The sequence below is a fragment of the uncultured Aquimonas sp. genome, from assembly GCF_937888285.1.
Lineage (GTDB): Bacteria > Pseudomonadota > Gammaproteobacteria > Xanthomonadales > Xanthomonadaceae > Aquimonas.
Genome location: NZ_CALART010000109.1, coordinates 23,741 through 48,162 on the forward strand (window position 1 = coordinate 23,741; position 24,422 = coordinate 48,162).

A 24,422-nucleotide genomic window follows, 5' to 3' on the forward strand; every position below is an offset into this window, starting at 1 on the left:
TGCCGGAACCGCCGCCGATGCTCCGACGCCCGCGCGTCCACAGGCCTCCCTTCGCCGCGGGCAAGCGCGGCCGGGGCTGGCGCGCCCTGCCCCTGCTGATCGGCCTGATCGCAACGATGGCATTGGCGACGGCGGCCGTGGCACAGCAGGCGGCCGCCACTCGCATCGCCTACGTGGACATGAAGCGGCTGATCGACGATTCACCGCAGGTGCGCGAGGCCCGCGCGCGCCTGCAGCGTGAGTTCGACGCCTCGATCGCCCTGCTGCGCGAGGATGAGCAGCGCGTCGCTGCCCTGCAGTCGAGGCTGCTGAGCGCAGAGGGCGAGCAGGCTACCGCCCTGCGCGCCGAACTGGATCCCCTGCGCCGCTCCGTCGAGCGCACCCGCGAGCGACTGCGCTCGGAACTGGAGAACCGCAGCGAGCAGGAAGTGCAGCGCGCCTGGCCGGTACTCAACGAGGCCATCGCCCAGTACGCGCGGAGCAACGACCTCGATCTGGTGGTGTCCAGCGGTGCGCTGTATGTTTCCGGCCGCGTCGACATCACCGACCGCGTGCTCGACCTGCTGGAGCGCGAGCGCAGGCTGGACGGCGAACCGTGAACGCAGCACCCGTCTTCACTCTGGAAACGCTGGCGCAGCGCTTCGGGCTGGAATACCGCGGTGCCGGCGCGACCCGCATCGACGGCGTGGCGACCCTGGCAGGTGCCGGCGACGGCAAGCTGGGTTTCCTGGCCAACAGCGCGTACCGGCGCGACCTCGCCGGCACCCTCGCCAGCGCGGTGGTGCTGCGCGCGGCCGACGCCGACGCCGCGCCCTGCCCGGTCCTGATCGCCCGTGACCCCTACGTGGCATTCGCCGAGATCGCCGCGCTCTTCGAGGCACAGCCCGAAGCGGTCGCCGGCGTACATCCAACGGCAATCATCGATCCAAGCGCAAACATCGCGGCGGACGCCAGCGTCGGGCCGCACTGCAGCGTTGGCGCCCGCTCGCGCATCGAAGCTGGCGCCGTACTCGGCCCGGGCTGCGTGATCGGCGAGGACTGTACCGTCGGCGCGCACAGCACACTGGTCGCGCGGGTGACCCTGGTGACCCGCGTGCGCCTGGGCCGACGCGTGCGTATCCATCCGGGCGCCGTGCTGGGCGCCGACGGTTTCGGGCTCGCCATGAAGGCCGGCCAGTGGATCAAGGTGCCGCAGCTCGGCGGCGTCGAGATCGGCGACGACTGCGAGATCGGGGCCAACACCTGCATCGACCGCGGCGCGCTGGAGGACACCCGCCTCGGCGTGGATGTCCGCATCGACAACCTGGTGCAGGTCGGCCACAACGTGGTGATCGGCGACCATACGGCGGTGGCAGGGTGCGCGGCGATCGCCGGATCGGCGAAAATCGGCAGCTACTGCCTGATCGGCGGTGGCGTCGGCATCGTCGGCCACCTCAGCATCTGCGACAAGGTCACCCTGACCGCACGCTCGCTGGTGACCAGCAGCATCGATCAGCCCGGCCAGTACTCCTCCGGCGTCCCGCTGCAGGAAAGCCGGCAGTGGCGACGCAACGCCGCGCGCTTCCGCCAGCTCGACCAGCTCGCGCGCCGCGTGCTGCGCGAGGGGCGCGAGAACAACAACAACGACAAGGACCCATCGAGCTCATGAGCGAGCCCTACCTGCCCGAACTGCCGGTCGACGTGACCCGGATCATGGGCATCCTGCCGCACCGCTACCCCTTCCTGCTGGTCGACCGGGTGATCGAGCTGGAGCCGCGCGCGCGCATCCGCGCGATCAAGAACGTGAGCATCAACGAGCCCTTCTTCCAGGGCCACTTTCCCGGCCATCCGGTGATGCCGGGCGTGCTGGTGGTCGAAGCCCTGGCCCAGGCCTCGGGTCTGTTGACCCAGCTGTCCGAGCCGCCCAAGCCCAAGGGCGAGGAACCGATCTTCTACCTGGTCAAGGTCGACAAGGCGCGCTTCGCGCGCACCGTGGTCCCCGGCGACCAGCTGGTGCTTGAGTCGGTGCAGAAGCGCATGCGCATGGGCATGGGCCAGTACGAGTGCGTGGCCACGGTCGACGGCCGTGAAGTGGCCTGCTGCGAGATCCTGTGCGCGGAGCGCGCGTCATGAGCGTGCATCCGAGCGCCGTCATCCACCCGGGGGCGAAGCTCGGCGAAGGCGTCGAGATCGGCCCCTTCTGCGTGATCGGCGACGAGGTGGAAATCGGCGCCGGCACGCGCATCGACTCCCACGTAGTGATCCACGGCCCCACCCGCATCGGCCGCGACAACCGAATCCACAGCTTCGCCGCGATCGGCGGCGAGCCGCAGGACAAGAAGTTCCGCGGCGAGCGCTGCGAGCTGGTGATCGGCGACCGCAACCTGATCCGCGAGTTCGTCACCATCAACCGCGGCACCGCGGATGATGCAGGCATCACCTCGATCGGCGACGACAACTGGATCATGGCCTACGTGCACATCGCGCACGACTGCCGGATCGGCAACCACAACACCTTCGCCAACGCCGCCTCGATGGCGGGTCACGTGCACATCGGCAACCAGGTGATCCTCGGCGGCTTCAGCCTGATCCACCAGTTCTGCAAGGTCGGTGACCACGCCTTCACCGCAATGGGCGCCTCGGTCAATCGCGACGTGCCTCCGTACGTCATGGTCGCCGGCGAGTACGCACAGCCGCGCGGCATCAATGCCGAGGGCCTGAAGCGCCGCGGCTTCAGCACCGAGCGGATCGCCGCGATCAAGCGCGGCTACCGCACCCTCTACATGGCCGGCCTGCCGCTCGCCGAGGCGCGCGCGAAGATCGCCGACGAGGCCCAGGCCTCGGAGGATCTCAAGCTGCTGCTCGACTTCATCGACGGCAGCACGCGCAGCCTGATCCGCTGATGGACGCAGCGAGGCCCGCGCCGGTCATCGCGCTGGTGGCGGGCGAGGCCTCGGGCGACCTGCTCGGCGCCGACCTGATCCGCGCCCTGCGCCGGCGCCATCCGCAGGCGCGCTTCGTCGGCGTTGGCGGCCCGCAGATGCGCGCCGAAGGTTTCGAGGCCTGGTGGGACTGCAGCGAACTCGCAGTGATGGGCCTTGCCGAGGTGCTGCGCCACCTGCCGCGCCTGCTGAAGCTGCGTCGCCAGCTGCGCGCGCGCCTGCTGCAACTGCGGCCCGACGTCTTCATCGGCATCGATGCGCCGGACTTCAACCTGGGCCTGGAGCGTCGCCTGAAGCAGACCGGCCTGCGCACCGTGCATTACGTCAGCCCTTCGGTCTGGGCCTGGCGCCGCGAGCGCGCGGCCAGGATCGGTGCCTCGGCCGACCGCGTGCTGTGCCTGTTTCCGATGGAGCCGCCGATCTATGCCGAGTACGGCGTCGACGCCCGCTTCATCGGCCATCCGTTGGCCGAGCAGTACCCGCTGCCACATGAGCGCCTGACCGCGCGCGCCGAGCTCGGGATCGCGCCTGAAGCCAAGGTGCTGGCCCTGCTGCCCGGCAGCCGGCTTGGCGAGATCGGCCGCATCGGCGCCGACTTCATCGCCACCGCCGCACGCCTGCAGGCCGCGCGTCCGGAGCTGCATGTCGTCGCACCGATGGCGAATCCAGCCTGCCGCGCGGCTTTCGAAGCGCAGCTCGCACGCGCCAGCTCATCGCCGCGCATCCGCCTGCTCGACGGCCAGTCGGCGCTGGCCCTGCGCGCTGCCGATGCGGTGCTGCTGGCCTCGGGCACCGCCGCACTCGAAGCCCTGCTGGCCGGCACGCCGATGGTCGTGGGCTACCGCATCAGCGCGCTGACGCACTGGATCGTGCGGACCTTCGGCCTGCTCAAGGTGAGCCACTTCAGCCTGCCCAATGCACTCGCCGGCCGCGCGCTGGTGCCCGAGTGCCTGCAGGACGACTGCCGGCCCGAAGTGCTGGAGGGCGCGCTGGCGCCCTTGCTGGACTCCCCTGCGGCTGCAGCCGCGCAGACGGGAGCCTTCGCCGACATCCACGCCACCCTGAGACAGGGCGCCAGCGTCAGCGCCGCGGCCGCGATCGCCGAGCTGATCGATGCGCGTTGATCCTGGCAGCAACGCGCCCTGCAGCGCGCGCACGCCCGGCATCGCCGGCGTCGACGAGGCCGGGCGCGGCCCGCTGGCGGGCCCGCTGGTGATGGCAGCAGTGATCCTCGATCCGGCGCGGCCGATAGAGGGGCTGGGCGACTCCAAGCAGCTCAGCGAGAAGCGCCGCGAGGCCCTGTTCGATCAGATCATCGAGCGGGCCCTCGCTTGGCGGATCGTGTACATCGAGCCGGCCGAGATCGACGCGCTCAACATCTACCGCGCCACCCTGGAGGGCATGCGCCGCGCGGTCTGTGGCCTGCCGATGCAGCCAGCGCTGGCGCGGATCGACGGCAACGCCATCCCGCCCGGCCTGCCTTGCCCCGCCGAGGCCTGGGTCAAGGGCGATGCCCGTGATCCGGCCATCGGCGCGGCCTCGATCCTCGCCAAGGTCAGCCGCGATCGCAGCCTGCTGGAACTCGATCGCCGCTATCCCGGCTATGGCTTCGCCGCCCACAAGGGCTATCCGGTGCCTGTGCATCTGGAAGCCCTGGCAAAGCTGGGCCCCTGTCCTGCCCATCGCCTCAGCTTCCGGCCGGTGCGCGATGCCTTGACCGCTCGGCAATCGGAACTGCCCTTGTAGACCCCTTCGCATGGTCAAGCCGGGCCAAGGCGGGTAGGATCGCGCGCTGCCCGAGGCCGCCGTGCGGCCCGTCACGGACTCCGCATGAAGTTGCAGACAATCGTGACAGACGCGCCTGCACTGCGGAGGCTGCCGCCCCTGCTCCTGCTCGTCGTTCCTGCGGCTGCGCTCGCGCAGAGCGGCGGTAGCGGGGCCCAGTTCTGGCAGGGCTTCGCCTGGGCCTCGCTGCTGGCCGTACTGGCCCTGGTCCTGCAGAGCGTGAGGCACCGTCACCACCTGCAGCAGCTGCGCAGGCTGCGCCAGCAGGAGCTCGACCAGGTGGTCGCGCGGCGCACCGCCGACCTGGTCAGCGCCAACCGCACGCTGCGCGACCTCGCCGATACCGATGCGTTGACCGGCGTGTCCAACCGCCGGCATTTCGACCGCCTGCTGCGCGAGGGCTTCGAGCGCGCCTTGCTTACAGGGCGCCGGCTCTCGGTGCTGCTCATCGATGTCGACCACTTCAAGCAGGTCAACGACAGCGAAGGCCATCTCGCCGGCGACAGCCTGCTGCGCGAGCTCGGCCAGCTGCTGCAGCGCGCGGTGCGCAGCGACACCGTGGTCGCACGCTTCGGCGGCGAGGAGTTCGCGGTGATCTCGCCCAGCGGCCTGCGCGAGGCCGTGGGTCTCGGCGAGCGCCTGCGGCGCGCGGTCGAAGCGGAATCGAGGATTCGAATCAGCATCGGCGTTGCCAGCCTGGAGCCCAGCCTGGACCGCGACGAGCCCTCGCTGCTGGCGCGCGCAGACAAGGCGCTGTACGCCGCCAAGGCGGAGGGGCGCAACCGCGTGCAGTCCGACCCCGCCGGTGCCGGCAAGTCGCCGCTCCTGCGTCGCAGCGCGGCGGTCAGCGCCGGCTGAGCCTCAGATGCTGGCCACCACGCTCTGGACCCGCAGCCGACCGCTGCGCTCGGCGGCCTCGAAGTCGATTTCGGGCGCACGCAGGGCGTCGCCGTCCGCGGCGCTGTCGAGCACGCCAACCGCGCGCCCGCGCCCCCGGCTCTTGGCCGCGTAAAGGGCGAGGTCGGCCAGCCGCAGGCGCTCTTCCCAGTTCAGCTGCACCGGGCAGCTCGGCAGGCGGTCCATGCACAGGCCCAATGAGGCCGTCACCTGCAGGCTGCCATTCGCGGTTTCGACGGGATCGCCGGCGATCCGTTCGAGGATGCGCCGCGCCAGGCCCAGGGCGCGCGCGCCGTCCATGCCCGCGACGTGGACCAGGAACTCCTCGCCGCCCCAGCGCACCACCAGGTCCTCGCGGCGCAGGCAGGCAAGGATGCGTCGCGCGACCTCGACCAGCACGACGTCGCCCGCGGCATGGCCGTGGCGATCGTTGATGCGCTTGAAGTGATCGACATCCAGCAGCAGCAGCGCACCCGGCGGTGCGTCGGGCGGCAGCGCCTGCATGCGCGCCTCGAAGGCGCGGCGGTTGCCCAGCCCGGTGAGCGGATCCTGTTCCGATTCGCGGCGCAGGCGTTCGCGACGTTCGCTGAGCAGGCGTTCGCGGCCGCGCAGGCGCCCGTACAGCAGGCCCCCCAGCAACAGCAGCACACCGAGCAGGGCCATCAGCAGCAGCCAGATGCGCAGGGTGAGGTCCTGGCTGGCAAGCTCCTCGTTGCGGGTCGCCACCTGGTCCTGCAGCAGCGCCATGTCGCGCTGGCGCACTTCGGCGTCGAAACTGGCCTGGATCTCGCGCAGCGCGGCCTCCAGGTTCTCCCGGCTGATCTGCGCGGCCAGCGCGCGTTCGCGGTGATAGAGCTCAAGCGCGCCGCGCGCATCACCGGCCGCAGCCAGGGCTTCGCCGAACTCGCGCAGCATGGCGACGCGCTGGCCACTGTTGCCCTCGCTGCCCAGCAGCGCTTCGGACCGCTCCATCTCGCGCTTGCCGGCCTCGACCTGTCCCAAACCGATCAGCGCCAGACCGGCGTTGTTGCGCAGCGCATGCAGCACCCGGACCTCGCCCAGCCGTTCGGCCAGGGGCAGCGCCTCCTCGACGGTGCGCAGGGCCTGCCGTGGCTGGCGCAGGCGCAGCTGGGCGTCGGACAGATTGGTCAGCAGCATCGGCTGCAGCCGCTGCAGTCCTGCCGAGCGCGCCAGCGCCAATGCGCTGCGGATGCGCGCGACCCCGGTGCGGGCGTCGCCCTGCAGGCTGGCCACGGCCGATTCGTTCACCAGGATGCGGATCCTGAGCTCGCTGTCGCCGGCCTGTTCGGCATGGGCGCGCGCCTGGCCCAGCAGTCGGTCGACCTCACTGGCGGGCTCGGCGGCGAGTGCCGCGAGGTAGGCCAGCAGCGACCAGGTCTGGGCGGCACGGTGGGCGTCGCCGGCCGCCAGCGCCAGCGCGAGCCGCGCCTCGGCGCTGGCGCGCGCCTGCGTCTGCACGCCCGAGGTCATGGCCTGGCGCTCGAGGATGCGCTCGGCCTGCCAGATCGCCCGGTAGTCGCAGTGCGGAGAAGTCCGCAGGTCGGGCGCTTCGGGCGCGTCGCCGCGAACGCCAGCGGCCTCGACGCCCGCGCGCAGCGCCGCCGGCAGCGGGCAGCTGGCGCGGTAGAACGTGAGCGCCGCGGATGCACGCTCGGCGGCATCGCGCGGGCGGTTCTCGAGTTCGGCCAGCTGGGCCTGCATCAAGGCGTGGTCGGCCGCTTCAGGGCTGGCGGGGGTGGCCTGTGGCGGCGCCCCCGCCAGCGCTGCTGCCAGTGCCGCGGCATCGCGCGCATCGACCAGCACCTGCAGGCGCGCCCGCGCCAGCAAGCGCAGCAGCGTCGCGTGCTCGGGTACCGACCGGACCGCGAGCCCCTCGTCAGGCGGCAAGACCTGCTGCGCGGGCGGCGGCAGGCCCCACTGCACCGCCAGTGCGTCCAGCGCGGCGAGTGCGCGCCGCGGATCCTCGCTGGCGAGGCGCACGGCGGCATCGATCCGGGCCGCAGGCAGGTCGGGGTCTGCAGAGTTGAGGCCCATGTCCGAATGCACTCGCGCGCCGGCCGGGATGTCCAGCGGGTCCTGCACCGCGGCAGGCGCGCCCAGCCCGTCCGCCGGGCCGGCCAGCGCGATCAGCAGCAGCCCGACGCAGGTGCCGACCCTCTTTCCGCTACGGAAGCAGCCGGTGGCACTATCGTTCTGCGCGTGCGCATTCATGCGGCATCCCCCTCGCCGATCACGAACTGCAGGCCGACCCGGCCCAGGGCCTCGGCGTGCTCGATGTCGGCGATCAGCGCTTCGAGCTTGGCCGCGGCGCTCTCGCGGATCCAGGTGATCCCGCAGGCGCGATGGCGCCCGCGCAGCTTGGCCAGATACAGGCCTGCATCGACCAGCCGCAGGGCCTGCTCGAAAGGCAGCGCCAGCGCGGACGGCGGCAGGGGGATCGCGGCATAGCCGATCGAGGCGCTGATTGGAATCCGCACGCCGTCGACGTCGATCGGCTGCGACAGCTCGCGCAGCAGGCGGGCAGCGAGATGCTCGGCATCGTCCGGCGCCAGCCAGTCCAGCGCCAGCAGGAATTCCTCGCCGCCCCAGCGGGCGGCAAGGTCTTCGCCGCGACACAGGGCACGCAGGCGCCGCGCGGTTTCGACCAGCAGAGCGTCGCCCACTGCATGGCCATGGCGGTCGTTGACCTGCTTGAAGTGGTCGAGGTCGATCAGCAGCAGGGTGCCGCGGAAGCTGCGCCCTCCCTGGGCATGCTGGACCACCGCTTGGACGTGGCGACGGTTCGCCAGCCCGGTCAGCGGATCGCGCTCGCTCTGCAGGCGCAGCTGGGCGTTCACGCCCGCCAGCCGGCGGTTGCTCGCGCGCAGGCGCCTGACGCCGATCACCAGCAGCACCAGGGCCAGTACCAGCAGGACCGAGAGCAGGCGCCAGACCCACTGTTGCAGGCGGTTGCGTTCGACCTCGGCGATCTGGCGCGCGGTCTCGGCCTGCAGCTGCTGGATTTCCTTCTCGCGACGCTGCGCCGCGACCTTCTCCTGGGCCGCCAGCACGGCGCGCTGCTGGTCCTCGCGGAAGATCTCGTCCTGCAGTCGCCGGGCTGCGTGCAGGGCCTGCACCGCTCCGTCGAGGTCACCGGCCTGTTCCAGCGCGGCCCCCAGCTCGGCATGGGTCAGCGCCATCTCGTTGCGCAGGCCCTCCAGCTGGTCGTACTCGAGGCTCTGCGCGACCAGCGCCTTGCCTTCCTCGATACGGCCGAGGCCGATGCGGGACAGACCCAGATTCGCCAGCGCCAGGGCCCGCCCGCGCGTGTCCTCGGACTGCTCGGCGATGTCCAACGCCTCCTGCGAAAAGCGCTCCGCCTCCGCGAACTGCCGCCGGACCAGATGGTAGTGGGCGACATTGCCAAGCAGAACGGACAGCCCCACGCCGTTGTCGGCGCGGCGGGCGTGCTCGATCGCCATCTGCATCGACTGCAGCAGACCCTCGGCGTCGCCGCTGGCTTCCAGCACCACGCCCAGCGTGGTGTAGGCATCGGCGAGCAGGGTGTCGTCACCCAGCTCGCGGGCGAATGCGAGGGCCTCGCGCGCCATCGCCACCGCGCGCTCGTGCTGGCCGAGCTGCGACAGCACTCCGGCCAGCGCCGAACCGACCGTGGATCGCCAGCCCGGGCGCCCAAGCTCATCCGCCAGTTCGTCGGCGGTCTGATAGGCGCGCACCGCATCGCCGAACTCGGCCTGGCTGGCCAGCGCGCCGGCGACGTTGTACCAGTAGCGCAGACGTTCGCGGAGGCTGAGCTCGGTATCGACGCGTGCCGCCATCGCCTGCAGCGGCGCCATCACGCCGGCGAGGCCGTCTCGGCGCGACTGCAGGCGCAGCCGGATCGAGCTGGCGACGAGATCGCTGCCGTCGGCGTGCAGGCGCTGGCGCGCGTCCAGCCCGCTCGCGACCGCTTCGGCAGCCTCGAACATGTCCGCGTTGACATACAGGCGCCCGACCAGACCCAGCAGCTCGCGCCGCAGCGGCGACGCATCGGGCAAGACTTCCACCAGCGCGCTGAGCTTCTCCGCCGCTTCCACCGGTCGCGCCCAGTCTCGGTCCTCGATCTCCAGCGACTGCTGCAGGGAGGACTCTTCCAGGGCGCTCAGGGGCTGCCCCGGCTCTGGCTGGGCGAGCGCCGGCGTCCACGCAAACGCCGCCAGCAGCAGGCAGATCCAATTCAGCAGCAGCGGCAGCGGCAGCGAGCGGGCGTCCAGGGGCGGCAGCCTCGGCGGGGACAGGGGGTCACAGGCAAGCCACGTGCCGCACGCCGCGGCGATCAGCATTCAAGCCGCAGCGACGGCTCGACGGTCAATCGCGTGCCAGATACTCGCCTCGGCCCACCCACTTCCAGCTGGTCAGCTCGGCCGGGCCGACCGGCCCGCGTGGCGCCAGACGCCCCGTGGCCACCGCCACCTCGACGCCCATGCCGAACTGGCCGCCGTCGGTGAAGCGCGTGCTGGCGTTGTGGTAGACCGCCGAGGCGTCGACCGCGTTCAGGAAGCGCGCAGCGGCTTCCGGATCCTCGCTGAGGATGGCCTCGGAGTGCCCGCTGCCGTGTGCGGCGATGTGCGCGATCGCCGATTCGACGTCGTCGACTAGGTCCACGCCCAGTTCCAGCCCCAGCCACTCGCGATCGAAGTCGCCGGGCGCCAAGCCTTCGACGCGCGCGCCGCCGGCCGCCAGCAGGCGGGCGGCCTCGCCTTCGGCGTGGAACACCACGCCAAAAGCCGCGAGGCGCTGGGCCAGCGCCGGCAGCAGGCGCCCGGCCGCTGCAGCCTGCACCAGCAGGGTGTCCAGCGCATTGCAGACCGCCGGGCGCTGCACCTTGGCGTTCTCGATCACTGTCAGCGCGCGCTCAATATCCGCGCTGGCGTCGACGTAGATGTGGACCACGCCGACGCCGCCGGCGATCAGCGGGATGCGGCTCTCGCGCCGGCACAGGTCGATCAGGCCCCGACCGCCACGCGGCACCATCACGTCGATGCAGTCGGCCAGCTGCAGCAGCTCGGACACCGCCTCGCGCTCGGGCGCATCGATGAAGCTGACGATAGCCTCGGGCAGGCCGGCGGCGCGCAACGCCTCATGCAGCAGCGCCGCCAGAGCGAGGTTGGTCTGTCGCGCCTCGCGGCCGCCGCGCAGCACCACCGCGTTGCCTGACTTGAGCGCAGCGGCAGCGATGTCGACGGTGACATTGGGCCGGGCCTCGTAGATCACGCCGACCACGCCGATGGGCACGCGCCGGCGCACGAGACTCAAGCCATTGGCGAGCTCACGGCGGTCGAACTCCTCGGACAGCGGATCCGCCAGCCCGGCCACGGTGCGGACATCGCCGGCCAGCCCGTCGAGGCGCGGCCCGTCCAGACGCAGGCGATCGAGCAGCGCCGGCCCGAGCCCGGCTGCAGCACCGGCTTCGAGATCGCAGGCGTTGGCTGCGATCAGCGGTGCGCGCTGGTCACCGAGCCGCCGCGCGATGTCCAGCAGCAGGGCATCGCGCGCAGGACCTTCGAGTCGCGCGAGCGCAGGCTGGGCGGCGCGAGCAGCGCGGGCCTGGGCGGCAAGACGTTCGGCGCGGGAGGTAGGTTCGGTCATGCGATGTTCTCCGCGGCGCGCGGGGCCAGCACCAGGTCGTTGCGGTGGATGACCTCGTCGCCATAGCGATAGCCGAGCAGGCCCTCGATGTCCTCGGACTTGCGGCGGCACAGGCGGGCCAGATCCGTCGCGCTGTAGGCGGTGATGCCGCGCGCGACCTCGGCGCCGGTGGCGTCCAGCACCTGCACCGCATCGCCGCGATCGAAGCTGCCCGAGACCGTGACCAGGCCCACCGGCAGCAGGCTGCCGCCGCGCAGCAGCGCCGCCGCCGCACCATCGTCGATGCTGAGACTGCCGCGCAAGGCGCCGCCGGTGATGTAGCGCTTGCGCGCGGCCAGTCGCTCGCCCTGCGGAGCGAAGCGGGTGCCGATGGCCTCGCCCGCGAGCAGCCGCGTCAGCACGTCCGGCTCGCTGCCGGCGGCGATGTGCGCCACCGCGCCGCCGCGGCGCGCGAGTTCGGCCGCGCCCAGCTTGGTCGCCATGCCGCCGGTGCCGAGCCTGCCGCTGCCGCCGGCAGCCGCGCGCAGCTGCTCCGGCAAGGCGCCGGGGCCGACCTCGCGGATCAGCTGGGCGGCCGGGTTGCTGCGCGGATCGCTGTCGTACAGGCCGGCCTGGTCGGTGAGCAGGATCAGGCGATCGGCGTCGACCAGGCTGCAGACCAGGGCCGACAGCATGTCGTTGTCGCCGAGGCGGATTTCCTCGGTGGCGACGGTGTCGTTCTCGTTGACGATCGGCAGCACGCCGTGGGCCAGCATGGTCAACAGGGCCTCGCGGGCATTGAGGTAGCGGCGGCGGTTCTCGACGTCGCTGCGGGTCAGCAGCACCTGCGCGACCTCGATGGCGTGTTCGCCGAACAGACGCTGGTAGAGCGCATGCAGGCGCGGCTGACCGACCGCTGCATGCATCTGCTTGACCGGCACGTCGCGGGCCGGCGCTGCATTCAGCGCGCTGCGCCCGGTGGCGACCGCGCCCGAGCTGACCAGCACCAGGTCGTGCCCGGCCGCGCGCAGGGCGGCGAGCTGGCGGCACAGCTCGGTGAGCCGCGGCAGGTCCGGGCCCGGGCCGCCGGCGGTGACCGTGGAGGTGCCGAATTTGACGACGATGCGCTGTCGCGACATGGGCGTGCTGCGCTGCGGAAACAGCGGCGGATGCTACCGGATGTGAAGCGCAGCCACGCGCGGGCGGCGGTCCATATGCTGTCAAGGCTTGTTCGGCTCGGAGTGCGGCCGTAGGCTGGCCGGCCTGCCGGATTGCCCAGCCATGCCCGCGCGCTTCGTCCATCTGCACCTGCACAGCGAGTTCTCGCTGGTCGACTCCACCATCCGCCTGCCGCAGCTGATCAAGCGCTGCGCGGCCCTGGAGCTGCCTGCGGTCGCGGTCACCGACCTGTCCAACCTGTTCGGCCTGATCAAGTTCTACAAGGAAGCGCAGAAGGCCGGCATCAAGCCGGTCGCCGGCAGCGACGTGATCGTGCAGGCCGCCGACGGCAGCCTCTCGCGCCTGACCCTGCTGTGCCGCAATCGCGAGGGCTACCTGAACCTCTCGCGCCTGCTGTCGCGGGCCTTCCTCGATGGCCACCAGGGCGATCACGTCTGCGTGCGTCCGGACTGGGTCGCAGAGCACGCGGGCGGGCTGTTCGCCCTGGCGGGCCCCGGTAGCGACATCGGCCAACTGCTGCGCGAAGGCAAGTCCGAGCTGGCCGAAGCGCGTCTGCGTGAGCTGCAGCAGCGCTTCGATGACCGCCTCTACCTGGAGCTGGTGCGTACGCAGCGCGAAGGCGAGGAAGACTTCATCGCCGGCGCCTGCGACCTCGCCATCCGCCGCGGCCTGGGCGTGGTCGCGAGCAACGACGTGCGCTTTCTCGAAGCCGAGGACTACGAGGCCCACGAGGCCCGCGTCTGCATCTCGACGGGGCGCGTGCTGGGCGACCCGCGGCGGCCGCGCGAGTACTCGGACCAGCAGTACCTGAAGTCCTCCGACGAGATGGCGGCGCTGTTCGCCGACATCCCGGCCGCGCTCGACAACTCGCTGGAACTGGCGCGCCGCTGCAATCTCGAACTTCGCCTCGGCACCTACTTTCTGCCGGCCTTCCCGGTGCCGGACGAGCACACCCTCGACAGCTGGATCCGCAGCACCGCGCACGAGGGCTTGGAGAAGCGCCTGGAGAAGGCGCCGATCGCGCCCGGCCATACGCGCGAGGGCTACTTCGAGCGGCTCGACGTCGAGCTCGGCGTGATCTGCAAGATGGGCTTTCCCGGCTACTTCCTGATCGTCGCCGACTTCATCAACTGGGCCAAGCAGAACGATATCCCGGTCGGCCCCGGCCGCGGCTCGGGTGCGGGCTCGCTGGTGGCCTGGGCGCTGGGCATCACCGACCTTGATCCCATCCCCTATGACCTGCTGTTCGAGCGCTTCCTGAACCCGGAGCGCGTGTCGATGCCCGACTTCGACATCGACTTCTGCATGGACCGCCGCGACGAAGTCATCGACTACGTCGCCCGCAAGTACGGCCGCGACCGGGTCAGCCAGATCATCACCTTCGGCACCATGGCCGCGAAGGCAGCGGTGCGCGACTGTGGCCGCGTGCAGGGCCTGCCCTTCCCCGCTGTCGACGGCGTCGCCAAGCTGATCCCCAACACGCTGGGCATCTCGCTGGACGATGCGCTGGGCCGCAGCAAGGCCGCGCAGGAAGACAAGGAGCTCTGCTCGCCCGAGCTGATCGACCGCTACCAGCACGAGGACGAAGTCCGCGATCTGATGGACCTGGCGCTCAAGCTCGAAGACCTCACCCGCAACGCCGGCAAGCACGCCGGCGGCGTGGTGATCGCGCCCGAGCCCCTGACCGAGTTCAGCCCGCTGTTCGCCGAACCGCCGCCGAAGGAGCCCGGCGCGCTGCGCAGCGTGGTCACCCAGTACGACAAGGACGACGTCGAGGCCGCGGGTCTCGTCAAGTTCGACTTCCTCGGCCTGCGCACGCTGACCATCATCGACTGGGCGGTGAAGGCCATCAATCGGCGCCTCAAGCGCGAGGGCCGCGAGCCGCTCGACATCACCGCTCTGGCACTGGACGACAAGGCGAGCTACGAGCTGTTCGCGCGCGGCGACACGGTGGCGGTGTTCCAGTTCGAATCGCGGGGCATGCGCGAGCTGCTCAAACGCGCGCGCCCCGACCGCTTCGAGGACATCATCGCGCTCGCCGCGCTGTTCCGCCCCGGCCCGCTGGGCTCGGGCATGGACAAGGAATGGTGTGACCGCAAGCACGGCGAAACCGCCGTGACCTATCCGCATCCCCTGCTCGAACCGGTGCTGTCGCCGACCTACGGCGTCATCGTCTACCAGGAACAGGTGATGCAGATCGCGCAGGTGCTGGCCGGCTACACGCTGGGCGGCGCCGACATGCTGCGTCGCGCGATGGGCAAGAAGAAGCCCGAGGAGATGGCCAAGGAGCGCGCCAAGTTCGAGGCCGGCTGCGCCGAGCGGCAGATCGATCCGCAGACCGCGACCTCGATCTTCGACCTGATGGAGAAGTTTGCCGAGTACGGCTTCAACAAGTCGCACTCGGCCGCCTATGCGCTCGTCGCCTACCAGACCGCCTGGCTGAAGGTGCACTACCCGGCCGAGTTCATGGCCGCGGTGCTGTCGTCGGACATGGACAAGACCGACAAGGTGGTGACCTTCCTGGCCGAGTGCCGGGTGATGAAGCTCGAGGTCGCCCTGCCGCATGTGAACCGCAGCAGCTACGCCTTCGAGGCCGACACCCCGCGCTCGATCGTCTACGGCCTCGGCGCGATCAAGGGCATGGGCCGCCAGGCCTGCGAGGCCATCGTCGAAGCGCGCGACAAGGGTGGGTTCGCCAGCCTGTACGACCTGTGCTCGCGGGTCGAGGTGCTGCGCCGCAACCGCCGCAGCCTGGAAACGCTGATTGCCGCCGGTGCCCTCGATGGCCTCGGGCCGAACCGCGCCAGCCTGATGGAGCAGCTGCCCGACGTGCTGCGCGCCTGCGACCAGCAGGCCAAGGCGCGCGAAGTCGGCCAGGTCTCGCTGTTCGACCTGGGCGGCAGCGCGCCGGAGCCGGTGCTGCCACAGCTCCAGAGCGTGCCCGAGTTCCCTTTGGAGAAGCTGCTGGAGGATGAGTACCGCGTGCTCGGCCACTACATCAGCGGCCATCCGATCGACCCCTGGCGTGAGCTGTTGGGCCAGGTCATCACCTGCGATCTCGGCGGCCTCGACAAGGCCTACTCGGAGCGCAAGTTCGCGCGCGGCACCGAGGCCAGCGTGCTGCTCGCCGGCGTAGTCGGCGACGTGCGCCGCAGCGGCGAGAGCCGCGCCTTCGTGCAGCTGCAGGACGGCCGCGGCCAGATCGAGGCCGCCCTGTTCTCCGAGGCCTGCGCGCAGTACGCGCCGCTGATCAAGAGCCGCGAGATCGTGCTGGTCGAAGGCAGCCTGCAGGAAGACCGCATGGGCGACGGCTACAGCCTGCGCCTGCGCCGACTGCTGACGCTCGAAGAACTCTGTGCCAAGCACAGCCGCCACCTGCTGCTGAAGGTCGACAATCGCACGCAGGACGCTCTGGCCAAGGTCGAGGAGCTGCTGGCGAGCCATCGCCCCGGCCACACCGGCGTGCAGATCGAGCTGCTGATTCCCGGCGCGCGCGGGCGCCTGTACGGCGACGGCGGCTTCGCGGTACGGCCCACGCCGCTGCTGCCTCGAATGCTGCGCGAGATTCCCGGCGTCGAAGTCGAGCTGCGCCTGCAGAAGCCCGAACCCACCCCCATGCCTGAGCGGCGCGCGGCGGGTTGAGGCGGCTTGAGGCGGCTTGAGGAAGCTTGAGGCGCGAGGCGGTGCCATGCCTGCGGCAGGTGCTCATCGCGCCCCGCTCTCAGGGCCCGTCCAGGACGAGCATCTGCGTGAGCAGGACTGCAAGCAGTGCGAGGGCAGGCGTGCTCCCAGGGAAAGCGCGGAGGGTGCAGGCAGCGCGCAAGATCAAGCCCCAGGGTGGGCCAGGGCCCACCCTATCCGAGCGCGCGTGCCCCGCTTTCCTAGGGTGGGCCCTGGCCCACCAGAAGCACGAATCTCGCCTCACCCGCCGAGGGCGGGCTCCGGCCTACCAATGCACGAATCTCGCCGCAGCCGCATAGGGTGGGCCCTGGCCCACCAAGAGCCCAAATCTGGACTCATTCGAGTTGGGTAGCCCTGGCCCGCTGATGGCCTTGTCTCGCCCCGGTCGCGAACACCGGCGACATGACTCGGTCGCCTTGCCGCCCGCTGTGCCATGAGCGGGAGCGCGTTGAACCTGCGCCTCCTACTTCCAGAACGTGATCCGCCACGGCGACGGCGCGAACCGCGCCTCACGATCCACCAGCAAGCCATCACGTGCGGCGGTGGGCAGCCGCGCGACTTCCAGCACGTGTTGGCCCGCGGACAGCTGGCGGATCGGGATCATGGCCAGGAAGGCCGGCACCTCGGGCTCCGGACTGACGTGGAAGCTCAAGGGCACCGACAGCGGCTCGCCATCGAGCTGCAGCGCGTGCACGCGCGCCCCGCACTCGAGTACGCGCTGTGCCGCCGCGCTTTCGGAGGCCTCGGCATCGCGCAGGCGTTCGAGCGTGGCGGGGTTCGCGTCCAGCGCCCGAAACGCCGCCTGGCTTTCCTGCGCCGCGGCGCGCAGCGCGGGTTCGGCCCCCGGGCAGACCGATTCCAGCGCCGCAGGGTGCTGCTGCACCTGGTAGGGAATCAGCAGCCGCAGGTAGTCGCCGCGCACGACCAATGACGGAACGTAGGGCAGCAGCGCATGCGCCAGCGGGTCGCGCTGGTCGGCGTAGTGGGCGGGCTCGACGCTGTGCGCGCCGTCAAGCTGGGCGATGAATCGCGCTTCGCCGGCGGAAAGCTTGGCGCGATCCCAGAGCAGATCGACCACGGCGACGCCCATCAGCGCATACAGCAGGGCAAGCAGCGCCAGCGTACCGCGGACGACGCCGAAGCGGCTGGTGAACACCAGCATCAGGCCGGTGCTCATGCGCGACAGCGGCAGCCACAGCTGCAGGCGCTGCATGGGCACGACCCATGCCAGCCAGTGGGCGCCGAGTGACTTGCGCGACACCCTGCGGTCGAGCCAGTTGGCCAGCAGGCTCAAAAAGATCCAGACCGAGATCAGGACGATCAGGATCCACTCGAAGTAGAGACCGTCAAAAGGCAGTGCGAGCAGCCATGCGAGCAGCGTGAACATCGCCATGGTCAGCAGTGAGTACAGGGTCATCACCACCATCAGGGCCGCCACTGCGAACATCTGGCTGGCGATGTCGTCGCTGCGCTCAATCAGGCGCTTGAGCGTGGGCAGCTCACGACGGGCGACCGCACGGAAGCGCGGGCCGTAGCGCAGGCGGCGCCAGCGGATACCGCCCGGATAGACCGAGCGCAGGCCGATGGCCGCCACCCACAGGCCGCGGGTCATCAGATGCGCCACCAGGGTGAAGATCAGCGTGTAGGCAATGATCTTGGCGAACATGCCGGCGAGGCTGACCACCTCCTGCAGGTCGCCGCCCAGGCGCACATCCCAGAACTGCAGTTGCGCGCTGAGCCAACCAGGCACCTGCATGAGCGCGAACACGGTCGCACCCGACAGCAGCAGCTCGACCTCCCAGGTCGGCGCGGTGTCACCCGGCAGCCGGAACGGCGACAGCGCTGCCTTCTCCACCCCGCTTGTGCTGCGTTCTCTGCGTTCCTGCGGATCCGCCATGTCGCCCTCCTGCGCCAAGGCCGCGATGATGCGGCAAGCCTGGCGCAAACACAGCATCACAAGGGGTGCGTGGAACGCGGCAGCCCTGGGTCAGCGCTTGCCCTTGACCCCGTTCGCGGCCGCGGTGGGCTTGGCCACATGCCGACGGATGAAGTCCCGCAGCTTCGGATAGACCGTCTCACGCCAGCGCCGGCCGCTGAAGATGCCGTAATGGCCCGCGCCGGGCACTTCGTAGTGCTCGCGCATGGACTCGGGCACGCCAGTACAGAGGCGGTGGGCAGCGCGGGTCTGGCCGATGCCGCTGATGTCGTCGAGCTCGCCTTCGATCGTCATCAGCGCCACGCCCTGGATGTCCTGCGGGCGCACGCGCTCGCCGGCCACGTCCCATTCGCCCTTGGGCAGCAGGTGCTGCTGGAACACCACGCGGATGGTGTCGAGGTAGTACTCGGCCGGCATGTCGAGCACGGCGTTGTATTCGTCGTAGAAGCGGCGATGCCCTTCCGCGTCTTCCAGATCGCCGCGCACCAGGTCCTCGTAGAAATCCCAGTGCGAGCTCATGTGCCGGCCGGGATTCATGGCGATGAAGCCGGCATGCTGCAGGAAGCCCGGATAGACGCGGCGACCCGCGCCGGGATAGTTCGGCGGCACGGTGTGGATGACCGTGTTCTGGAACCAGCTGTGCGGCTTGTTGACCGCGAGGTCGTTGACCTTGGTCGGCGACTCGCGCGGGTCGATCGGGCCGCCCATCATGGTCAGCGTGCGCGGCAGGGTCTCGCCGCGGCTGGCCATCAGCGAGACCGCCGCCAGCACCGGCACGGTCGGCTGGCAGACCGAGATCACGTGCAGGTTCTTCGCACCGATATGGCGGATGAACTCCTGCACGTAGGCGATGTAGTCGTCGAGATGGAAGGGCCCCGCCGACAGCGGCACCATGCGCGCGTCGATCCAGTCGGTGATGTAGACCTTGTGATCCTGCAGCAGGGTCTTCACGGTGTCGCGCAGAAGGGTCGAGTGGTGGCCCGACAGCGGCGCCACCACCAGCACGATCGGGTCGTCCTTCAGATCGTTCACCACCTCGGCGTCATCGCTGAAGCGCTTGAAGCGCAGCAGCTTGCAGAAGGGTTTGCTGAGCACGCAGTACTCGACGATCGGAATCTCGTGCCCGTGCGCCACCACCGTGCGGATCCCAAACTCGGGCTTCTCGTAGTCCTTGCCGAGCCGGTACATCAGCTCGAAGCCCGCGGCCATGCGGTCGGCGCCAGGCAGCTTCGACATCCAGCTGCCGCCGCTGGCATACATGCGGGCGGTGGCCTCGGAATAGGCGACCAGCGGGCTCAGGAGCGAGCGCTGGAACTCGTGCAGGTGGTAAAGCATGGGTGCCTCCTCGTACAACGACAGGCCCGCTCGCGACGCGTCCTTTCAGGGGCCCTCTGCTCGGGGCACGGACGCTGGCGCGGTGTGGTCGACCTCTGAGGCCGAACGGGCGATGGGGTAGAACATCTGCTGCGATGCAGCAATCATGCCATGCCTGAGCCGACCACACCCTGTGCAGGCGGTCACGGACGCATGGGACCTTGGTCCGGTGGCCTTTCCCTCAAACTGTCGCGTTCTGCAAGGCAGACCAGCGCTGGATATGCCGCGCCAGTTCGGCCACGCCCTCCGTCAGCGCCGCCGGCCCCGGCTGCAGGATCAGCGGCGACTTCACCTCGATCAGGAAGCCGTCGCGCACGGCCGGCACGCTGTCCCAGCCCGGGCGCGCGGCGACCTGTTCGGGGCGGAATTTCTTGCCGCACCAGGAGCCGAACACGATCTGCGGCGCGCGCTCGATGATGGCGTCGTCGTTGGCGAGAATGCGGCGCTTGGCCAGCGACTCGACGGCAAGCTCGGGAAAGATGTCGTCGCCGCCGGCGATGCCGACCAGCTCCGAGACCCAACGGATGCCGCTGATCCGCGGCGCGTCCCATTCCTCGAAGTAGACGCGCGGGCGCACGGCCAGATTTGCGGCCGTTTCGGCGGTCGCGTCCAGCCCCGCGGCAAGCCGATCCGCCAGCGCTTCGGCCTTGGCGGACGCACCCACCAGTGCCCCGAGTCGACGCACGTAGTCAAGGATCTCGGCAACACTGCGGTGGTTGGCGATCCAGACCTCGACGCCGCGGCGGATCAGCTCGGCGGCGATGTCGGCCTGGATGTCGGAGAAGCCGATCGCAAGATCGGGCTTGAGCGCCAGGATGGCCTCGACCTTGGCCGAGGTGAAAGCCGAGACCTTGGGTTTGTCGCGTCGCGCCTCCTTCGGCCGCACGGTGAAGCCGCTGATGCCGACGATGCGGTCCTGCTCGCCCAGCAGGTAGAGCGTCTCGGTGGGCTCCTCGGTGAGGCAGACGATGCGGCGCGGGCCGCCCAGGGGCAGCGCGCTCACGGGTAGAGCAGGCGCTTGGTCCACGCGCCGTCGATGCGTTCGTAGCGGTGGCGGTCGTGCAGGCGCGCCGGCACGCCGTACCAGAACTCGATCGTGTCAGGCACCACGCGGAAGCCCGACCAGTGCGGCGGACGCGCGACCTCGCGGCCTTCGAACTCACGCTCGAGATCGGCAATGCGCGCATCCAGCGTGGCGCGGCTGTCCAGCGTCTCCGACTGCAGCGATGCCCAGGCGCCGATCTGGCTGGCGCGTGGGCGCGAGGCGAAGTAGGCGTCGGCTTCGGCAGCGCTCACCGCCTGCACTGCGCCCTCGATCTTGGCCTGCACCTGATAGCGCAGGGTCTTCCACAGGAACAGCAGGGCGGCCTGTGGATTGGCCTGCAGCTGCTGGCCCTTGCGGCTGTTGAAGTTGGTGTAGAAGACGAAGCCGCGCTCGTCGAACTCCTTGAGCAGCACGGTGCGCGCAGAGGGCCGGCCGGCGGCATCGCAGGTCGCGACCGTCATCGCGGTGGGCTCGGGGTCACCGACCGACCTGGCTTCGTCCAGCAGGTCGCGGAAGGTGATCAAGGCTTCGGCGTAGAGGTCGCTCATGCGGGGCTCCGGGTGGCGAATCGCTGTGGATGTGTACGAACCGTGGTGACAGTGTCGAGGCGATGCGAAATCGCCCGCTTGAGTTGGCGCAAGACGCGCGCAGCCAGTACCAACGGGGGAGGCGTGCAGTGTAGCGCTGCAGGCAGGCTGGACCCGTCGTCGCCTGCGAGGCTGCATCGGGACCAGCGTCAAGCGCTGCCGCTGCTCAAGGCCACACCGGCTGCAGCACTTCTGGCAGGCCACTCAATCCCGACCCCGGACCGCTGTCTGTCTACTCAAGGAAGAATGCCCGCGTGAATGCCTTCGTTCAGCGCTTGATCGCAATGCTCGTGCTGAGTGCGTTGCTCTGCGCGAGCAAGGCCGAGGCTGCCGAGTCCGAGCCCCTGCTCACCGACCATCTGCGCTCGCGTCTGGTCGCCGCCACCGACGCGGCCGTGCCGGGGCAGACGCTCAAGCTGGGCCTGCTGCTGGAGCACGATCCCGGCTGGCACACCTACTGGAAGAACCCCGGCGACTCGGGCCTGCCGACACGGATGGAGTTCGCACTTCCCGACGGGCTTGTCGCCGGCGAGATCGAATGGCCACTGCCGGAGCGCCAGCCCGCGGGCGGTCTGGTCAACTTCGGCTACAGCCACACCGAGCTGCTGCCGGTCAGCGTGGCGGTGCCGGCAGGCATTGCCGCGGAATCGATCGCAATCACGCTCAAGGCCAGCTGGCTGATCTGTGAGCTGGAGTGCATCCCCGGCAGCGGCGAGTACCGGCTGGAGCTGCCGGTCGCCGAGGAACTGCGGCCGAGCGTACACGCCGCCGCGTTCGAGCGCGCCGCCGTGCGACAGGCCCGCACGTTTGATGTCGATGCGCGCTACCTCGCAGAAAAATCGGGTGTGGACATCGCGATTCCACTCGACGGCCCGCTGGCCGCCGCCTTCGCCGCAGGCGTGGAGGGCTGGACCCTGATGCCGGCGACGCCGCAGGTGCTGGCCAATGCCGATCCGCCGCGCTTTGCGATCGCGAATGGTGAGCTCCGCGTCGAGGTTGCGCGCTCGGAGTTCTTCGCCAGCGCCCCCGAGCGCATCGAAGTGCTGCTCAGTGACGGCGAACGCGGCTACACGGTGTTCGCGCGCCACGCGCCCGCATTGCTTTCGGATGCCGCCGGAAACTCCGCCGCGGGATCCTCCGCGCCCAGCAGCACGATCGATGTCGCATTGGCCACCGCTGCGCCCGTCGGCCTGTGGCTGGCCCTGGTGCTGGCCTTCGCCGGCGGTCTGGTGCTGAACCTGATGCCCTGCGTGTTCCCGGTGCTGAGCCTGAAGGCGCTGGGCGCGATCGAATCCGCACACGACTCGGTAGAGATGCGGCGGCACGGCCTGTGGTACTCGCTGGGCGTGCTCGCCAGCGTGCTGCTCGTCGCCGGTCTCCTGCTCGCCCTGCGCGCCGGCGGTGAAGCCATCGGCTGGGGCTTCCAGCTGCAAGAGCCTGGCTTTGTCGCCGCGATCGCCCTGCTGCTGTTCGCGATGGGGCTTTCGTTCTCGGGACTGTATGAGTTCGGCACGGGCATCACCGGCCTGGGCCAGCAGCTCACCGAGGGCGGCGGCCGCCGTGGGGCCTTCTTCACCGGAGTGCTGGCCTGCGTGGTCGCCAGCCCCTGCACGGCGCCCTTCATGGGCACGGCATTGGGTGCCGCACTGGTGCTGCCGACGCACGAGGCCCTGCTGGTGTTCGCCTTCCTCGCGCTGGGGCTGGCCTTTCCGATGTTGCTGCTCGGCTATGTGCCGGCACTGGCGCGGCGGCTGCCGCGGCCGGGCGCGTGGATGCAGACCTTCCGCGAGCTGCTGGCGTTTCCGCTGTACCTGACCGTGCTCTGGCTGGCCTGGGTGTTCGGCCGGCAGACCGGCATGCTCGCACTGACCGCGCTCGGCGCCGGCTTCATCGCCATCGCTTTCGCCCTGTGGCTGCTGCGGCGCGCGCAGAGCCGCGAGCGCGGCGCCCTGCCCCTGCGCGCGCTGGCTGCGCTCGCATTGATCTCGGTGCTGGCGCTCCCTCTGCTCGCGCCGCGCGACAGCGGCCCGACGGGCACGGCCGCAACAGACGCCCTGCACGAGCCCTGGACGCCCGCGCGCTTCGCGGCACTGCGCAGCGAAGGCCGACCGGTGCTGGTCAACATGACCGCCGACTGGTGCATCACCTGTCTTGCCAACGAGCGCGTGGCCCTGTCCTCGACCGAGTTCGCGGACGCGCTGCAGGCGCGCGGGGTGGTCTATCTGAAGGGCGACTGGACCCGTCAGGACGCCGACATCACGGCCTTTCTCGAATCCTTCGGCCGCAGCGGCGTGCCGCTGTACGTGCTGTATCCCGCGCGGGGCGAGCCGATCGTCCTGCCGCAACTTCTGACGCCCGCGCTCGTGCGCGAGGCGCTCGGAGCCCTGCCGCCGGCACGCGCCGACGGCTGAATGTCCCCACCCAAGAAACGCAGCAGGAGACCCGCATGAACCGCATCGCCCTGTCCCGCCTCGCCTTCGCCAGCCTCGCCGCCTTCGGCCTCGCCGTTGGCAGCGCCTCCGCCGCGCCCGAGATCGGCGCCGCTGCCCCGGCGTTCACCCTGACCGACGCCGACGGCAAGACCCACTCGCTGGAAGACTTCCGCGGCAAGACCGTGGTGCTGGAATGGACCAACCACGACTGTCCCTTCGTCAAGAAGCACTACAACGGCGAGAACATGCAGAAGCAGCAGCGCGACGCCGCCGAGACCGGCGTGGTGTGGCTGACCGTCAACTCGTCCGCGCCCGGCAAGCAGGGCCACGTCAGCGCCGAGCAGGCCAAGCAGATCGCCGCCGGCTGGAACGCCGCCAACGCCGCCTATCTGTTCGACACCGACGGCACCGTCGGCCGCGCCTACGCTGCCAAGACCACGCCACACATGTACGTGATCGATGCCGAAGGCGTGCTGCGCTACAACGGCGCCATCGACAGCATTCCCAGCGCCGATGTCGCCGACATCCCCAAGGCCACCCAGTACGTGTCGACCGGCCTGTCCGAGCTTGGCGCCGGCGGCAGCATCAGCACCAGCGTCACCCAGCCCTACGGCTGCAGCATCAAGTACGCGGACTCCTGAGAGAAGGTGGATCGACTCCCTCCGGGTTTCGATCCGTGGACGCGAGTCCGGCACAGGTCCGGACTCGCTCTCTCTGGATAGACCGCTTGCGTGCCGGTGGTGCGGGCGCGCCCATGATGGCGCGCGGCACTTTTCCTCGCTTCGGCCCTGCCCATCCTCCAAAGCCTGGGCGGCCGCCTTCGGCCTCGCTAACCGGCTGAGCCGCTCCAGCTACGCCGGTGTCGACGCTTCCGGGCCAATCCGCGGCGCAGGGCTTGCACGACTTTGGGCGAAGTGGCCGCTTCCGTCAGCCCGCGTTGGCATCGCGAGGTCTAGA

General features: G+C 70.3%; 18 protein-coding genes. 10 read left to right on the top strand and 8 right to left on the bottom strand.

Going from position 1 to position 24,422, the window contains the following annotated elements:
• Nucleotides 1-17: 17 nt before the first annotated feature.
• From Q0654_RS19440 to Q0654_RS19470, 7 genes are all read left to right on the top strand, one after another.
• A complete protein-coding gene (locus Q0654_RS19440; RefSeq protein ID WP_298856655.1) occupies nucleotides 18-599 on the top strand; it encodes an OmpH family outer membrane protein in 582 nt (193 codons plus the stop codon).
• Nucleotides 596-1,648: a UDP-3-O-(3-hydroxymyristoyl)glucosamine N-acyltransferase gene (gene lpxD / locus Q0654_RS19445; protein ID WP_298856656.1), complete on the top strand. Its 1,053-nt coding sequence runs from the start codon at nucleotides 596-598 to the stop codon at nucleotides 1,646-1,648. Before Q0654_RS19440 ends, lpxD begins: the two co-directional genes overlap by 4 nt.
• Nucleotides 1,645-2,112: a 3-hydroxyacyl-ACP dehydratase FabZ gene (gene fabZ / locus Q0654_RS19450; RefSeq protein ID WP_298856657.1), complete on the top strand. Its 468-nt coding sequence runs from the start codon at nucleotides 1,645-1,647 to the stop codon at nucleotides 2,110-2,112. The genes lpxD and fabZ overlap by 4 nt, the downstream gene beginning before the upstream one ends.
• Entirely contained in the window at nucleotides 2,109-2,882 is a 774-nt protein-coding gene (gene lpxA / locus Q0654_RS19455; RefSeq protein WP_298856658.1) for an acyl-ACP--UDP-N-acetylglucosamine O-acyltransferase, read from the top strand. The genes fabZ and lpxA overlap by 4 nt, the downstream gene beginning before the upstream one ends.
• A complete protein-coding gene (lpxB, locus tag Q0654_RS19460) occupies nucleotides 2,882-4,045 on the top strand; it encodes a lipid-A-disaccharide synthase (protein ID WP_298856659.1) in 1,164 nt (387 codons plus the stop codon). The genes lpxA and lpxB overlap by 1 nt, the downstream gene beginning before the upstream one ends.
• Nucleotides 4,035-4,667, top strand: a complete 633-nt coding sequence (gene rnhB / locus Q0654_RS19465) for a ribonuclease HII (RefSeq protein WP_298856660.1) — start codon at nucleotides 4,035-4,037, stop codon at nucleotides 4,665-4,667. Before lpxB ends, rnhB begins: the two co-directional genes overlap by 11 nt.
• Before the next feature lie 84 nt (nucleotides 4,668-4,751).
• Complete coding sequence (locus Q0654_RS19470; protein WP_298856661.1) at nucleotides 4,752-5,564, top strand: GGDEF domain-containing protein; 813 nt, start codon at nucleotides 4,752-4,754, stop codon at nucleotides 5,562-5,564.
• A 3-nt stretch (nucleotides 5,565-5,567) separates the two neighbouring features.
• Here the strand turns inward: Q0654_RS19470 and Q0654_RS19475 are convergent, their stop codons facing one another.
• From Q0654_RS19475 to proB, 4 genes are read right to left on the bottom strand one after another with little or no spacing between them, the layout of a single operon-like run.
• Entirely contained in the window at nucleotides 5,568-7,835 is a 2,268-nt protein-coding gene (locus tag Q0654_RS19475) for a GGDEF domain-containing protein (RefSeq protein WP_298856662.1), read from the bottom strand.
• Nucleotides 7,832-9,946 carry a GGDEF domain-containing protein gene (locus Q0654_RS19480; RefSeq protein WP_298856663.1) on the bottom strand — a complete coding sequence of 705 codons (2,115 nt, stop codon included), beginning with the start codon at nucleotides 9,944-9,946 and terminating at the stop codon, nucleotides 7,832-7,834. Before Q0654_RS19480 ends, Q0654_RS19475 begins: the two co-directional genes overlap by 4 nt.
• A 25-nt stretch (nucleotides 9,947-9,971) precedes the next feature.
• On the bottom strand, nucleotides 9,972-11,252 hold the full coding sequence (locus tag Q0654_RS19485) for a glutamate-5-semialdehyde dehydrogenase (protein ID WP_298856664.1): 1,281 nt from the start codon (nucleotides 11,250-11,252) through the stop codon (nucleotides 9,972-9,974).
• Nucleotides 11,249-12,370 carry a glutamate 5-kinase gene (gene proB / locus Q0654_RS19490; protein ID WP_298856665.1) on the bottom strand — a complete coding sequence of 374 codons (1,122 nt, stop codon included), beginning with the start codon at nucleotides 12,368-12,370 and terminating at the stop codon, nucleotides 11,249-11,251. Before proB ends, Q0654_RS19485 begins: the two co-directional genes overlap by 4 nt.
• 142 nt (nucleotides 12,371-12,512) lie before the next feature.
• Between proB and dnaE the strand changes: the two genes are divergently transcribed.
• Entirely contained in the window at nucleotides 12,513-16,052 is a 3,540-nt protein-coding gene (gene dnaE / locus Q0654_RS19495) for a DNA polymerase III subunit alpha (RefSeq protein WP_298856666.1), read from the top strand.
• A gap of 502 nt (nucleotides 16,053-16,554) precedes the next feature.
• Here the strand turns inward: dnaE and Q0654_RS19500 are convergent.
• The 4 genes from Q0654_RS19500 to pdxH all read right to left on the bottom strand — a co-directional run bounded on the left by Q0654_RS19500 (nucleotide 16,555) and on the right by pdxH (nucleotide 20,994).
• Nucleotides 16,555-17,988: a hypothetical protein gene (locus Q0654_RS19500; RefSeq protein WP_298856667.1), complete on the bottom strand. Its 1,434-nt coding sequence runs from the start codon at nucleotides 17,986-17,988 to the stop codon at nucleotides 16,555-16,557.
• A 90-nt stretch (nucleotides 17,989-18,078) separates the two neighbouring features.
• The gene (gene phaZ, locus Q0654_RS19505) at nucleotides 18,079-19,362 is read right to left on the bottom strand and encodes a polyhydroxyalkanoate depolymerase (RefSeq protein WP_298856668.1); all 1,284 of its coding nucleotides are present in this window, start codon (nucleotides 19,360-19,362) and stop codon (nucleotides 18,079-18,081) included.
• A gap of 220 nt (nucleotides 19,363-19,582) precedes the next feature.
• Nucleotides 19,583-20,395: an ABC transporter substrate-binding protein gene (locus Q0654_RS19510; protein ID WP_298856747.1), complete on the bottom strand. Its 813-nt coding sequence runs from the start codon at nucleotides 20,393-20,395 to the stop codon at nucleotides 19,583-19,585.
• A 5-nt stretch (nucleotides 20,396-20,400) separates the two neighbouring features.
• Nucleotides 20,401-20,994, bottom strand: a complete 594-nt coding sequence (gene pdxH, locus Q0654_RS19515) for a pyridoxamine 5'-phosphate oxidase (protein WP_298856669.1) — start codon at nucleotides 20,992-20,994, stop codon at nucleotides 20,401-20,403.
• 293 nt (nucleotides 20,995-21,287) lie between these two features.
• Here pdxH and Q0654_RS19520 point away from each other — a divergent pair, with 293 nt between their 5' ends.
• Both Q0654_RS19520 and Q0654_RS19525 read left to right on the top strand, forming a co-directional pair.
• Nucleotides 21,288-23,444, top strand: a complete 2,157-nt coding sequence (locus Q0654_RS19520; RefSeq protein WP_298856671.1) for a thioredoxin family protein — start codon at nucleotides 21,288-21,290, stop codon at nucleotides 23,442-23,444.
• 35 nt (nucleotides 23,445-23,479) lie between these two features.
• A complete protein-coding gene (locus tag Q0654_RS19525; protein WP_298856673.1) occupies nucleotides 23,480-24,106 on the top strand; it encodes a redoxin domain-containing protein in 627 nt (208 codons plus the stop codon).
• Nucleotides 24,107-24,422 lie beyond the last annotated feature (316 nt).